This window comes from Streptomyces sp. AK08-02 (assembly GCF_033795085.1).
GTDB classification, from domain to species: domain Bacteria; phylum Actinomycetota; class Actinomycetes; order Streptomycetales; family Streptomycetaceae; genus Streptomyces; species Streptomyces echiniscabiei.
Genome location: NZ_JARAZV010000017.1, coordinates 1 through 14,352 on the forward strand (window position 1 = coordinate 1; position 14,352 = coordinate 14,352).

Consider the following 14,352-nt stretch of genomic DNA (forward strand, 5'->3'; position numbering starts at 1 on the left):
CGGTCCTCGGTGATATTGATCTTCTCACCCCGGAACATGGCATCCCGCAACCCGAACACGCCCGTCGCGACGGCCAGTTCCTGGAGGAGAGCGAGAGTCCCGTCCGTGACCAGATGCTTGGAGTAGTCGATGTGCAGGTCGCCCACCTGTACGGCGTACCGCTCCGCGCGCCCGGGGTCGGCGGCGAACAGGTCCCGCAGATGGGTGTCCGTCAGCTCCTCACGATGCTTGGCCAGAGCCGTCCACTCGGGCGCCTGGTTGAGCCTGCTACGGCTGTCTGCGTTCATCTCGGACTTCCGCCTCTTCCGTGCCTGGGCCCCCGCTACCGGTCTCAACCTACAGATACGTCCGACTTCAGCGCCGGTATCAGTGCGGCGACCGACAGCACGAAGAAAGCGGCGGCGAGCAGTGCCGGCGTGTTCAGTCCCCACGCCGCCGCGACGGCCCCGCCCAGCAGCGCACCAAGTGGTGCTCCGGCGACCGCGAGCGTACGGAAGGCCGAGCTGATCCGACCCAGCATCGCGGCGGGGCTGCGGCTCTGCATCAGGGTCGTCGTGTTGACGTTCCACACCATCCCCATGAGCCCGAACACCGCCAGAGCGACGACCAGCGCGGCCAGGCTGCGCACCGACCCCATGACGACCAGCGCCCCGATCTGCACCGTACCGGCGAGCACGACGGCCCGTATCCGCCCGAGCCGGGCCACGAGCCGACCGTTCAGCGCACCGCCGACGAGGCTGCCGAGCGTGTACGCGGTCATCGCCGCCGCGTATCCTCCGTTACCCGCGTCCAGCCAGCCGGTCACCAAAAGCACCATCGTGGCGATGAGGGCGCCCATGCCGACATTGCACAGTGCCGTGGCCGCGCACAGGCCACGCAGCGGCCCGTCGTGCCACAGAGCGCGCAGGCCCGCCGCGATCTCCGCGCGCAGGGTGCTTCCCGCCGGTCTCGGCGTCCGCGCGGGCGCGTCGGGGCGCAGCGAGGCGACCAGGGCCGCGCCGACCAGGAAGGTGACGGCATCGGCCGCGAACGGAACGGCCGTACCCAGCACGAGCAGTACAGGCACCACCGGAGCGGCCAGCAGACCGCCCGCGACGCGCTGACCGGTCATCAGGCGGGCGTTCGCGCCGCCCAGCGCCTCCTTGTCGACCAGGGCAGGCAACAGGGCCGTCGAGGCGTTGTCGAAGAGGGTCTGAAGGGTGGTCAGCGCGAAGGCGAGCGCGACCAACAGCCCGATCGAGGCGTGCCCGAGGCCGACGGCCACGGCGAAACAGGCGACCAGCAGCCCTCGTAGCGCATCGACCGTCCACATGGCGCGCCGCTGGTCGACCCGGTCCGCGACGGCCCCGCCGAGCAGTCCGAAGACGAGCCAGGGCAGATAGCCGCAGGCCGTCACGGAGGCGATGAGCAGGGGGTTTTCGGTGAGTGTCGTGGCGAGCAGGGGCAGTGCCGCCGTGCGCAGCGCGTCGCCGAAACCGGAGAACACGGCGGCGCTCCACAACCGCCCGAACCCCCCGCGCCACGCGGGCACACGCGCTCCCGCCACCTCGACCGTCGTCACCATTCCCCCTCGCGGTTCGCCGATTCACAAACCGTAGAGGGCGCCACTGACAATCGGTCGGGGCGCCGGTGGCCGACGCCCCGTCAAACGGCTCCGGCCAGGCACCTTTCGGTGCCTGGCCGGCCGTCAACCACTAGATCTCGCCCCGCAGTTTGGCGAGGGCCTCGGCGAGGATCGCCTCGCCGTCCGCGTCGCTGCGCCGTTCCCGTACGTACGCCAGGTGCGTCTTGTACGGCTCGGTGCGCGGCGGGTCCGGCGGGTTGTCCCGGTCCTGTCCGGCGGGAAAGCCGCAGCGCGGACAGTCCCAGGTGTCGGGGACCTGCGCGTCGCTGGCGAAGCTGGGCACCGTTTCGTGTCCGTTGGAGCACCAGAAGGAGATGCGCAGACGCGGCGCGGACTCGCCACGCTCGGCCTCGCCCATCGGCCCCGCCCCGACCCGGCTTCCTCGGATCGCGTTGCCACTTGCCACGGTCGTAACTCCCTGCGTAATGGTGCCGCGAAGCGAGTCGGCGTTTTCGCTTCGTTGCGAGCGCCTCAGTCTACGTAAGGCCCAACGCGCGTCCAGTGCTTGGAGTTACAGGCCCTGCACCAAGACGCAAGCCCCATGATAGGCCGCCCTTGGCAGGGCGTACCGAACATGGGGCCTTACGTGCGGAATGTGCGTGCGTAATGTGCTGTCGTACCGGTATTTGACGACCGGTGTCAGCCGCTGATCAGTTGTTCACCTTCATCAGGATGCCGAGTACGACAATGGACGCGAACCACAACAGGCCGATCACCACGGTGATGCGGTCGAGGTTGCGCTCGGCGACCGAGGAGCCGCCGACGGACGACTGCATACCGCCACCGAACATGTCGGAGAGGCCGCCGCCCTTCCCCTTGTGCATCAGCACCAGCAGCATCAGCAGCAGGCTGAAGACGATCAGGGCGATCGAGAACCCCAAAACCACGGCTGGACCAACTTCCTCGGATTCTGATGGACGACTGGGCCGAAACCCTCATTCGGAACGCCAGGCGCACCAAATACTGGTTTCGGCCCCGCAAGAGTACGACGGATCGCCTCTAGCGCATACTCACTGGTCGCGGAACCGGACGATCTTGACGAACTCGTCGGCGTCCAGCGAGGCACCGCCGACCAGCGCGCCGTCGATGTCGGGCTTCGCCATGATCTCGGCGACGTTCCCGGACTTCACCGAGCCGCCGTACTGAATGCGTACGGCATCGGCGACTTCTTGGGAGTAGAGCTCGGCGAGCTTCGCGCGGATCGCCCCGCAGACCTCCTGGGCGTCGTCGGAGCCGCAGACCTTGCCGGTGCCGATGGCCCAGACGGGCTCGTAGGCGATGACGACCGTCTCGGCCTGCTCGGCCGTGACGTCCTTGAGGCCGCCCTCGACCTGCGCGAGCGTGTGGGAGACGTGGTTGCCCGCCTCGCGGACCTCCAGCTCCTCGCCGACGCACAGGATCGGGGTGAGGCCGTGCTTGTAGGCGGCCTTCACCTTGGCGTTGACGAGCTCGTCGGTCTCGTTGTGGTACTGGCGGCGCTCCGAGTGGCCGATCGCCACGTAGGTGCACTTGAGCTTGGCCAGCATCGGGCCGGAGATCTCGCCCGTGTAGGCGCCGGTGTCGTGCGCGGAGATGTCCTGGGCGCCGTACTTGATCTTGAGCTTGTCGCCGTCGACCAGGGTCTGTACGGAACGCAGGTCGGTGAAGGGCGGCAGGACCGCGACCTCACAGGCCTCGTAGTCCTTGTCCGCGAGGGCGAAGGCGAGCTTCTGGACGTGGGCGATGGCCTCAAGGTGGTTGAGGTTCATCTTCCAGTTGCCCGCCATCAGGGGCGTGCGAGTGGTCATGTGCGGGGTCAGCCTTCCAGTGCGGCGAGACCGGGAAGCGTCTTGCCCTCAAGGTATTCGAGGGAGGCGCCGCCGCCGGTCGAGATGTGGCCGAATGCGTTCTCGTCGAAGCCCAGGATGCGCACGGCGGCGGCGGAGTCTCCGCCGCCGACGACCGTGAAGGCCGGGGAGTCGAGGAGGGCCTGGGCGACCGCCTTGGTGCCCTCGGCGTAGTCGGGGTGTTCGAAGACGCCCATGGGACCGTTCCAGAAGACGGTGCCGGCGTCGGCGAGCTTCGAGGCGTACAACGTGCTGGACTCCGGACCGATGTCCAGGCCCATCCGGTCGGCGGGGATCGCGTCCGCGGCCACGGTGGCGGGGTTCGCGGGGGCCTTGGTCTTCAGGTCCGGGAACGACGGGCCGGCCAGCACGTCGACGGGGAGGATCAGCTCGACGCCGTTCTTCTCCGCGCGCTCGATGTACTCGTTGACGGCCGGGAGCTGGTCCTCCTGGACGAGAGAGGCACCGATCTCGTACCCCTTGGCCTTGAGGAACGTGAACACCATGCCGCCGCCGATGAGGATGCGGTCGGCCTTTCCGAGGAGCTGGTCGATGACGGCGAGCTTGTCGGAGACCTTGGCGCCGCCGAGGACGACGACGTAGGGCCGCTTGACGTCCTCGGTGAGCTTCTTGAGGACGCCGACCTCGGTGGCGATGAGGTAGCCGGCGTAGTGCGGCAGGCGGGCCGGCAGGTCGAGGACCGAGGCGTGTCCGCGGTGTACGGCGCCGAAGCCGTCACCCACGTAGACATCGGCCAGGGCGGCGAGCTGATCGGCGAACTCGCCGCGCTCGGTGTCGTCCTTCGACGTCTCGCCGGCGTTGAAGCGCAGGTTCTCGATGACCGCGACCTGGCCTGGCTGGAGGCCGTCCACGGCGGCGTGGGCGGCGGGGCCCACGGTGTCCTGGGCGAAGGCCACGGGGGCGTCCAGCAGCTCACCGAGGCGCTCGGCGGCGGGCAGCAGCGAGAAGACAGGGTCCGGGGCGCCCTTGGGGCGGCCCAGGTGGGAGGCGACGAGGACCTTGGCGCCTGCGTCCGCGAGGGCCTTCACGGTGGGCAGGACGGCCCGGATACGGCCGTCGTCGGTGATGACTCCGTCGGCCAGCGGCACGTTCAGGTCGGCGCGGACGAAGACCCGCTTGCCGTCGACTCCTTCGGCGAGGAGTTCGTCGATCGTCTTCATGAAGGGGACTCCTAAGGAGGGCTCTTTGGTACGGGAGGGGCTGGATCGATCAACACGCGCCACAGGGCTCGGGCAACGCCGCGTCGCGTTGCCCGAGCCCTGTGCTCACATCGAAGTGCCTGCTCCGGTACTCAGAGCTGGTTGCCGACGAAGACCGTCAGGTCGACGAGGCGGTTGGAGTAGCCCCACTCATTGTCGTACCAGCCGATGATCTTCACGCTGTTGCCCTGCACCATGGTCAGCGAGGAGTCGAAGGTGCAGGACGACGGGTCGCTGACGATGTCCGAGGAGACGATCTGGTCCTCGGTGTACGTCAGGTAGCCCTTCAGCTGGCCCTGGGCGGCCTTCTGGAACGCGGCGTTGACCTCTTCCTTGGTCACCACGCGCTCCGTCTCGACGACCAGGTCGGTGACGGATCCCGTCGGGACCGGCACCCGCATCGCCATGCCGTTGAGCTTGCCCGACAGCTCCGGGATGACCACGCCGAGGGCCTTGGCCGCACCGGTGCTCGCCGGGATGATGTTCTCGGCGGCGGCGCGGGCGCGGCGCAGGTCCTTGTGCGGGAAGTCCTGCAGACGCTGGTCGCTCGTGTAGGCGTGAACCGTGGTCATCAGGCCCGAGACGATGCCGAAGTTCTCCAGGAGAACCTTGGCCATCGGCGCCACACAGTTGGTGGTGCAGGAGGCGTTGGAGATGATGTGGTGGTTCGCCGCGTCGTACTTGTCCTCATTGACGCCGAGGACGATCGTGATGTCCTCGTCCGAGGCCGGAGCCGAGATGAGAACCTTCTTGGCTCCACCGGCGATGTGCTTCGCGGCGTCGGCCTTCTTGGTGAAGATGCCGGTCGACTCGATGACGATGTCGACGCCCAGCTCACCCCAGGGGATGTCGGCCGGGTCGCGCTCGGAGAGCACCTTGATGGTGTGACCGTCGACCGTGATCGTGTCGGCGGTGTGCGACACCTCGGCCTTGAGACGGCCCAGGATGGTGTCGTACTTGAGCAGGTGAGCGGTGGTCGCGGTGTCACCCAGGTCGTTGACAGCCACGATCTCGATGTCAGCACCCTGCTCCAGCAGCGCGCGGAAGTAGTTACGACCGATGCGGCCAAAGCCGTTGATGCCTACGCGGATCGTCACGAACCGATCTCCTCGTTGGTACGCCGGCTTACGTGCCGGCGAGTTGTATGGGATGTCCCCGACCGCCTACGACCCTACCTCTCTGCGGCGCCGGTGGTGACATCGAGATGCCCCATACACGGCAGGGCGGCCCGTACCCGTCAGTAGGGGTACGGACCGCCCAGGTTTTGCACCGCGATTACCCGATCGAAATCGGTGCGATCATCCGATGAAACGGTGGCTGATCAGTTCTTCAGCTCTTCAGTGCGGAGAGCGCCTTGCCGAGGAGCGCCTTGCGGTCGGCCGCCGTGGTGACATGCTCCAGGCCGAAGCCCAGCAGCACGGTGTCGCCGGTGGAGACCGCCCCGTACGTCTTGAACAGCTCGCCCGCCAGGCCCCAGTTCTTGATGACCGCGGGGCTGCCCGCGGGCGGGCCGAGGACGCTCCAGGCGCCCAGGGACGTCTCGAAGCCCTCGACCGCTCCCGGCGTGCCGCCGATCACGACGGTGGCGTTGTCGGCGAGGACGCCGCGTCCGCCGGAGCCGGGGTCGGTGATGTAGCTGAGCGAGATCTCCACCTTCTTGCCGGCGTAGGCGGAGAGGTCGAAGTTGACCTCCTGCCAGCCCGCGGAGGCCCCGGTGAAGCTGTTCCAGGAGCCGCTGGTGCCGGTGGGCGTGCAGCTGCCCGAGGCGAGGGTCAGATAGCGGGTGAGCGCCGGGTGGCCCTGGATGAAGAACCCGGCCTCGCACTCGGCGGGCACGGTGGTGCTGGTCGCGCCGCCCTTCTCCGGGAGCGTGGTCCAGTCGTCGGCACCCGCCGTGTGGGCTTCGAGTACGGCGTGGTCGTAGCCCTCCTCGGTGTCCCACAGGAGCTGGGTACGGAAGGTGGGCGCGTCCGCCGCGCTCACCCCGGTGAGGTCGATGGTGCGGGCGAGGCGGTTCCAGGCGTAGTCGCTGTGGGTGACGGCCGCCATGGAGGAGCCCGCGTACGGTCCGTACGGGTTGGGGGTCCCGGGGTAGCCGCCCGCGCCCGCGCTGGCGAACTGCGGGAAGGTCGTCCCGGACAGGTTGTCCGAGGTGACGCTGAAGGACCCGGCCGCGTTCAGCGGGTTGCCCGGCGCGTCTCCGAGGGCGCCGTTGACGCCGGTGAGCTTTCCGGAGCCGTTGAAGGCGGTGACCGAGGGCAGGGTCGTACGGGAGTAGGCGCCCAGGTAGTACTGGCTGAAGTCGTTCGACAGGGTGCCCCCGCCGAGGTCGACGGATCCGCCGGCGCTCTCGCCGGCCTCGACCAGCTTGCCGCCCTCGTTGAGGTAGGCACGCAGTTGCAGCTGGGTGGCGTTGCCCGGTCGTACGGCGCCCGTGTAGTGGACAACCGTCCTGAAGTGGCGGAGCACACCGAGCGCGTCGGGCGCGCCCAGGGCGGCGACGTCCCAGACGAGCGGCTGCCTGCCGTTGGCCTTCAGCGCGTCGACGTAGGTCTGCGCCTGCGTGGCGGTCGCGCCCTCCTCGGCGACGACGAGTGTGTCGGCGCGCGGCCGTTCGGCGACCGTGTACGTGAAGTGCGTGCTCTCGCTGCGCTTCTTGTCCTTCGTCCTGCCGGTGTACCAGACCTCGACCTTGTCGCCCGGGTCGCCGTCGGTCACCTTGGCGCGGTACTCGTCGAAGTACAGGTTGTCGTCACCGCCGAAGGTCTCGCCGCCCTTCCACGCCTTGAGCGCCTTGCTCTGCGTACGGCCGCCGTTGACGCGGAACTTGAGTTCCTTGTGGAGTACGGACCTGCGTGCGACGACCGAGACCTCCTGGTCGGCGCCACGCGAGTACGAGGTGGTGAAGGGTGCCGGGGTGAAGTCCGGGGCGGCGATGCCGACGGAGGACTTCGGCTGGTCGGGCCTGGCCGCGGACTCGGCGACCGACAGGGCGAACGGGACGTTCTTGGCGAACTCCTGCTGGATCAGCTTCTCGTCGTCCGGGAAGGTGAAGACCGACGCACAGTCGGCCGCGTTCCAGGCGTCGTCCGGATAGAGGTTCGACACGGTCTGGCAGGTCGACATCTCCGGGGTGAACATCGCCGTGCCGTTGACGTTGGCGGCGTGGCCGTCCGCCTCGCCGTTGGTGGTGTACAGCTCGGAGGAGATCTGGGGGTGGTAGCCGGGGATCGCGGAGTTCTCCGGTGTACCGGCGAGCGACTTGTAGAGGACGTCGTCGGGGCTCGGCGAGGCCACCTGCCAGCCGACTCCGTAGAGGAGGAGTTCGGCGGCGGAGTGGTAGTTGATGCCGTACTTGAAGCCGATGCGCTTCTCGAAGGCGTCCAGGGCCTTGGTCTCGGGCTCCGAGCCCGGGCCGGCACCGCGGTAGGTCTCACTGGTGGGGAACGGGGACGATCCCTCGTTGTCGTAGCCCCACTTGTAGGCGAAGTTGCGGTTGAGGTCGACGCCGTCGCCGATGGTGGTGGCGCCGTCGCCGTTGACGTCCCGCATGTTCTTGCGCCATTGGCGCTCGCCGTCGGCCCGGTGTGTGAAGTCGTAGCCGTCGGGGTTCGCCGACAGGACGAACCACAGCTCGGTCGAGTCGACGATCTTCTTGATGCGCCGGTCCTTGGAGTAGTTGTCCAAGTAGTAGTGCATCAGCCGCCGGGTCATCTCCGGCGTGATCCATTCACGCGCGTGCTGGTTGGACATGTACAGGACGGACGGTTTGGCCCCGTCCTTGGACTTCTTCGCGCCCTTGGTCAGTTTGAGCGCCAGGATGTCCTGCCCCTGAAGGGTCTTGCCGATGGAGACGACCTTGGTCAGGGCCGGGTTCTTCTGTGCGGTCCGGAGGATCTCCTCCTTGAGGTTCCCGGCCCCGCTGTACGGCCGGAAGACACCGTCACCGGCGGCGGCCACGCGCGCGCGTGCCTTCGCCGTGAGCGTGTGCTCCTTGAGATCGACGCCCTTGTCCTCCAGCTGGTCGGCCTGTTTGTCGGTCAGGTAGACCTCGACCGTGGCCGTGCCCTTGTCCGGTGCCTGCTCCCCGAGTTCGTGACCGTCCTGGCCGGCCGCGAGCAGCAGGGGTATCTGCGCCTTCGTGACCTCGGCCCGGAAGACCTTGACCTCGTCGGCGCCGGGTGTGCCGGCGTCCTCCGCGGCCACGGCGACGGGCGCGAGTCCCGCGCCGCCCAGCAGGAGTGCGCCGGCGGCGAGGATCGTTCTCGCTCTGCGTCTCATGTACCCCCCTAGCGATGGTCCGCCGCAGTGGCGGGCCAGATGCCAGGCTCATGACAGTTCATGATCCAGTCAAGGGGGCGCCAACAACTGACAAACGCCGATACCGGCACCCAAGTGGGTACCGGCACCGGCGTGATGAGGGTCGGTCAGCCGTGTGTGAGGCTCCGTCAGCCCGCGTCGGCCATCTCTTCGGTGAGGTTGGACTCCGTCCCCGGAATGCCCAGGTCCTGGGCCCGCTTGTCGGCCATGGCGAGCAGTCGGCGGATCCGGCCCGCGACGGCGTCCTTGGTCAGCGGCGGATCGGCGAGGGCGCCGAGCTCCTCCAGGGAGGCCTGCTTGTGCTCCATACGCAGTTGTCCGGCAGCCGCGAGGTGCTCGGGGACCTCCTCGGCGAGGATCTCCAGCGCGCGCTGCACCCGGGCGCCGGCGGCGACGGCCGCGCGCGCGGAGCGTCGCAGGTTGGCGTCGTCGAAGTTGGCCAGGCGGTTCGCGGTGGCGCGGACCTCCCGGCGCATCCGCCGCTCCTCCCAGGCCAGCACGGACTCGTGCGCGCCGAGCCGGGTGAGGAGGGCGCCGATCGCGTCCCCGTCACGGACGACGACCCGGTCGACACCCCGCACCTCACGGGCCTTGGCGGCGATCGAGAGCCGTCGGGCGGCGCCGACGAGGGCGAGCGCTGCCTCGGGGCCGGGGCAGGTCACCTCCAGGGACGAGGAACGTCCCGGCTCGGTGAGCGAGCCGTGGGCCAGGAAGGCGCCTCTCCAGGCCGCCTCCGCGTCACAGGTGGCCCCGGAGACCACCTGAGGGGGCAGACCTCTGATCGGGCGCCCACGGCCGTCCACGAGCCCTGTCTGGCGGGCCAGCTGGTCACCGCCCGCGACCACCCGGACCACGTAACGGGAGCCGCGGCGCAGTCCGCCGGGCGCCATCACGATCAGTTCGGAACTGTGGCCGAAGATCTCCAGGATGTCCCGCTTGAGCCGACGGGCCGCCATCGCGGTGTCCAGCTCCGCCTCGATCACGATGCGCCCGCTCACCAGGTGGAGGCCGCCGGCGAACCGCAGAATGGCGGAGACCTCCGCCTTCCTGCAGCAGGTACGGGTGACGGGGAGCCGGGAAATCTCGTCCTTCACCGCTGCCGTCATCGCCATGGGCCGATCCTTCCATGCATCCGAAAAATACGGTCGTACGCGGCGGCCAACAGCTCCGTATCGTGCCGAGGAGATCCGTCGGTCCGGGCCACCGGCGCCAGCTCGACCGCGGCACCGAACCGCTTGGCGGCATCGGTCAGCAAGTCGCGGTCGGGCACGGCGGCCTCGTCGGCCAGCACCACGTCCAGGGCGAGTTTAGGGGCGTGTCGTCCCAAAACCTCCAAATGACGCTGCGGTGAGAAGCCTTCGGTTTCTCCGGGTTGCGGCGCGAGGTTCAGCGAGAGTACCCGGCGGGCCTTCGTCTCGGTGAGCGCCTCCAGCAGCTCGGGCACCAGGAGGTGCGGAATCACGGAGGAGAACCAGGATCCTGGCCCGAGAACCACCCAGTCGGCGTCCAGGACGGCGGCGACGGCTTCCGGGACCGCGGGCGGGTCGTGCGGCACGAGGTGCACGGTCTGTACCTCACCCGGCGTCAACGCGACGTTCGCCTGTCCCCGTACGGTGTCGACATCGTCGGGCCGATCCGGGTCGTGGCCCTTCACCAGAGCCTGCAGTTCCAGCGGTACGGCGGACATCGGCAGGACCCGGCCGTGCGCGCCCAGCAGCCTTCCGACCAGGTCGAGGGCCTGGACGTGGTCGCCGAGCTGCTCCCACAGGGCGACGATCAGCAGGTTGCCGACCGCGTGTTCGTGCAGCTCGCCCTTGGACTGGAAGCGGTGCTGGATGACTCGGGCCCAGGTCTGGCCCCAGTCGTCGTCGCCGCACAGGGCGGCCAGTGCCTTGCGCAGGTCGCCGGGCGGCAGGACGCCCAGCTCGTCGCGCAGACGGCCGCTGGAGCCGCCGTCGTCGGCCACGGTGACGACAGCGGTCAGGTCGCCGGTGATCCGGCGCAGTGCGGCGAGGGAGGCGGACAGGCCCATGCCGCCGCCCAGGGCGACGACCTTGGGCTGGGCGCCCCGGCGGCGCGGCCTGGCGCCACGGGCCTCGACGGGCCGGCCCGCGCGGCCCTCAGAGGTCGCCGTCAGCCGGCGCAGCCTGTCCAGCCGCGGTTTACGTCCCGTCATTCCCGTCCCATGTCCCGGTGCACGATCACGGTCTCCACACCCTGCGAGGCAAGGCGGGCGGCAAGCTTCTCGGAGGTGGCGACGGAACGGTGCTTGCCGCCGGTGCAGCCGACCGCGATCGTCACGTAGCGCTTGCCCTCGCGGCGGTATCCGGCGGCGATGAGCTGCAGCAGCTCCGCGTACCGGTCGAGGAACTCCTTGGCGCCGGGCTGGTTGAAGACGTACGCCGACACCTCCTCGTTGAGGCCGGTGTACGGGCGCAGCTCCGGGACCCAGTGCGGGTTGGGCAGGAACCGCATGTCCACGACCAGGTCGGCGTCGACCGGGAGGCCGTACTTGAAGCCGAAGGACATCACCGTGGCCCGCAGCTCGGGCTCCTCGTCGCCGGCGAACTGGGCGTCCATCTTGGCGCGCAGTTCGTGCACGTTGAGGCTGGAGGTGTCGATCACCAGGTCGGCGTCGCCACGCAGCTCGCGCAGCAGTTCGCGCTCGGCGTCGATGCCGTCGACGATGCGGCCGTCGCCCTGAAGGGGGTGCGGCCGGCGGACCGACTCGAAACGGCGCACCAAGGCGTCGTCCGAAGACTCCAGGAAGACGATCCGCCGGGTGACGCCCTTCACCGCCAGATCGGCGAGCGACTCACGGAGATTGTCGAAGAAGCGCCTGCCTCGTACGTCGACGACGACCGCGATCCTGGCGACGTTGCCCTGGGAGCGGGCGCCGAGCTCCACCATGGTGGGGATCAGCGCGGGCGGCAGGTTGTCGACGACGAACCAGCCGAGGTCCTCCAGACACTTGGCGGCCGTCGAACGGCCGGCTCCGGACATACCGGAGATGATCACCAGCTCTGGGATGGCCGCCTCGGCGGTCCCGGCTGTCTCGATGCCCGTACCCACTTGCTCTCCGTCTTCCTGGCCCGGTGGTGCCTGGCCCGCCGTCTCGCCCGGTGCCGGGCCCTCGGCGTGCCGCGAGCGATCATCGCCCGCTTCCTTGTGACCTGTCAGGCCGTCCGCTGTGATCTCGGCCTTCGGTGTCTCGTGCTCGGTCATTTCTCCTGCCCCCGTCGCTCGTCCGGGGCGCCCGCGGCTACGGGCTCCCCCGGGGCATCCGCCCTCGTCCCGGGTGCCCCGTCCTGCGTGTCCGGTGTGTCTGCCATGTCATCCATGATCTCTCCGGTCGCCGTGTTCACGGCGGGCGCGGCCGGGGCCGCCTGTGCGAGGGCGACGGCGATCGTCTCGGCCGTCTTGAGGCCTATGCCGGGAACCTCGCGGATCTGGTCGATTGTGGCGGACCGCAGCTTCTTCACCGAGCCGAAATGCTTGATCAGCGCCTGTTTCCGGGTTTCGCCGAGGCCTGGCACGTCGTCCAGGGGGCTTGTCCGGAAGCGTTTGGCCCGTTTGACGCGCTGATAGGTGATCGCGAAGCGGTGGGCCTCGTCACGGACGCGCTGGAGCAGATACAGACCCTCACTCGTACGGGGGAGGATCACCGGGTCGTCCTCGCCGGGTACCCAGACCTCCTCCAGGCGCTTGGCGAGGCCGCAGACGGCGATGTCGTCGATGCCCAGTTCGTCCAGTGCCCGCTGGGCGGCGGCAACCTGCGGCTGTCCGCCGTCGACGACGACGAGCTGCGGCGGATAGGCGAACCGCTTCGGCCGTCCCTCGTCGTCCTTCAGCTCTCCGCCGGGTTCCCTGCCGGGCTCCTGACCGGTTCCCGGGCCGGACTCCTGGCCGGATTCCTGGCCGTCCGCCCATTCGCCGGTCTTCTCCTTCTCGGCGATGTAGCGCTTGAAGCGGCGGCCGATCACCTCGTGCATGGAGCGGACGTCGTCCTGTCCCTCGAAGCCCTTGATCTGGAAGCGGCGGTACTCGCTCTTGCGCTGCAGGCCGTCCTCGAAGACGACCATCGAGGCCACCACGTCGTCGCCCTGGAGGTGGGAGATGTCGTAGCACTCGATCCGCAGCGGGGCGCTGTCCAGGTCGAGTGCCTCGGCGATCTCCTCCAGGGCGCGCGAGCGGGTCGTCAGGTCGGAGGCGCGCTTGGTCTTGTGCAGGACGAGCGACTGTTGTGCGTTGCGCTGCACGGTCTCCATGAGGGCCTTCTTGTCGCCGCGCTGCGGGATGCGCAGCGAGACCCCGGATCCACGGCGCTCCGCCAGCCACTCCTGGACGGGCTCCACGGGGTCCGGCAGCGCGGGGACAAGGACCTCCTTGGGTACGGAGTCGCCCTTCTCCTCCCCGTAGAGCTGCTGGAGGGCGTGCTCGACCAGTGCCCCGGTGGTGATCTCCTCGACCTTGTCGGTCACCCAGCCCCGCTGGCCGCGCACCCGCCCACCGCGGACGTGGAAGATCTGGACGGCCGCTTCCAGCTCGTCCTCGGCCACCGCGATCAGGTCGGCGTCGGTCGCGTCGGCGAGCACGACCGCGCTCTTCTCCATGGCCTTCCTGAGGGCCTCGATGTCGTCACGCAGCCGGGCCGCCCGCTCGTACTCCATCTCCTCGGCCGCTTCCGTCATCCGCTGTTCGAGCCGGCGGATGTACGTCCCCGTGCGGCCGGCCATGAAGTCGCCGAAGTCGTCGGCCAGTTCACGGTGCTCCTCGGCGGTGACCCGCCCGACGCAGGGCGCCGAGCACTTGCCGATGTAGCCGAGGAGGCAGGGGCGACCGGTGCGGGCGGCGTTCTTGAAGACTCCGGCCGAGCAGGTCCGCACCGGGAAGACGCGCAGGAGCAGGTCCACGGTGTCGCGGATCGCCCACGCGTGGCCGTACGGCCCGAAGTAGCGCACGCCCTTGCGCTTCTGACCGCGCATCACCTGCACGCGCGGGTACTCCTCGTTCATCGTCACCGCGAGATACGGGTAGCTCTTGTCGTCGCGGTACTTGACGTTGAAACGGGGGTCGTACTCCTTGATCCAGGAGTACTCCAGCTGGAGCGCCTCCACCTCCGTGGACACCACCGTCCACTCCACCGAGGCGGCCGTGGTGACCATCGTGCGGGTGCGCGGGTGGAGACCGGTCAGATCCTGGAAGTAGTTGGCCAGGCGCTGACGCAGGCTCTTCGCCTTCCCGACATAGATCACCCGGCGGTGCTCGTCGCGGAATCTGTACACCCCGGGAGAGTCCGGGATCTGTCCCGGCTTGGGGCGGTAGCTGGAGGGGTCGGCCATGTCTCACACCCTACTGGCGG

General features: G+C 69.0%; 11 protein-coding genes and 1 pseudogene. All 12 read right to left on the reverse strand.

What is annotated here, in order from left to right:
- Positions 1-287 (reverse strand): annotated as a pseudogene (locus PV734_RS32360) (glucose-6-phosphate isomerase); the annotation flags it as partial.
- 44 nt (positions 288-331) lie between these two features.
- The gene (locus PV734_RS32365) at positions 332-1,561 is read right to left on the reverse strand and encodes an MFS transporter (protein ID WP_319093902.1); all 1,230 of its coding nucleotides are present in this window, start codon (positions 1,559-1,561) and stop codon (positions 332-334) included.
- A gap of 133 nt (positions 1,562-1,694) precedes the next feature.
- Positions 1,695-2,030, reverse strand: a complete 336-nt coding sequence (locus tag PV734_RS32370) for an RNA polymerase-binding protein RbpA (RefSeq protein WP_078077905.1) — start codon at positions 2,028-2,030, stop codon at positions 1,695-1,697.
- 244 nt (positions 2,031-2,274) lie between these two features.
- On the reverse strand, positions 2,275-2,511 hold the full coding sequence (secG, locus tag PV734_RS32375; protein WP_006373292.1) for a preprotein translocase subunit SecG: 237 nt from the start codon (positions 2,509-2,511) through the stop codon (positions 2,275-2,277).
- Between the two features lie 123 nt (positions 2,512-2,634).
- Complete coding sequence (gene tpiA, locus PV734_RS32380; protein ID WP_319093725.1) at positions 2,635-3,411, reverse strand: triose-phosphate isomerase; 777 nt, start codon at positions 3,409-3,411, stop codon at positions 2,635-2,637.
- An 8-nt stretch (positions 3,412-3,419) separates the two neighbouring features.
- Positions 3,420-4,631, reverse strand: a complete 1,212-nt coding sequence (locus tag PV734_RS32385; protein ID WP_319093724.1) for a phosphoglycerate kinase — start codon at positions 4,629-4,631, stop codon at positions 3,420-3,422.
- Between the two features lie 131 nt (positions 4,632-4,762).
- On the reverse strand, positions 4,763-5,767 hold the full coding sequence (gap, locus tag PV734_RS32390) for a type I glyceraldehyde-3-phosphate dehydrogenase (protein ID WP_319093723.1): 1,005 nt from the start codon (positions 5,765-5,767) through the stop codon (positions 4,763-4,765).
- Positions 5,768-5,999: 232 nt separating this feature from the next.
- Entirely contained in the window at positions 6,000-8,951 is a 2,952-nt protein-coding gene (locus PV734_RS32395) for a M14 family metallopeptidase (RefSeq protein WP_319293248.1), read from the reverse strand.
- Between the two features lie 167 nt (positions 8,952-9,118).
- A complete protein-coding gene (gene whiA / locus PV734_RS32400) occupies positions 9,119-10,102 on the reverse strand; it encodes a DNA-binding protein WhiA (RefSeq protein ID WP_319093721.1) in 984 nt (327 codons plus the stop codon).
- Positions 10,093-11,166: a uridine diphosphate-N-acetylglucosamine-binding protein YvcK gene (locus PV734_RS32405; protein ID WP_319093720.1), complete on the reverse strand. Its 1,074-nt coding sequence runs from the start codon at positions 11,164-11,166 to the stop codon at positions 10,093-10,095. The genes whiA and PV734_RS32405 overlap by 10 nt, the downstream gene beginning before the upstream one ends.
- Positions 11,163-12,215 (reverse strand): RNase adapter RapZ, encoded by a 1,053-nt coding sequence (rapZ, locus tag PV734_RS32410; RefSeq protein WP_319093718.1) that lies wholly within the window; start codon positions 12,213-12,215, stop codon positions 11,163-11,165. Before rapZ ends, PV734_RS32405 begins: the two co-directional genes overlap by 4 nt.
- A complete protein-coding gene (uvrC, locus tag PV734_RS32415) occupies positions 12,212-14,332 on the reverse strand; it encodes an excinuclease ABC subunit UvrC (protein ID WP_319293250.1) in 2,121 nt (706 codons plus the stop codon). Before uvrC ends, rapZ begins: the two co-directional genes overlap by 4 nt.
- Between the last annotated feature and the right edge of the window lie 20 nt (positions 14,333-14,352).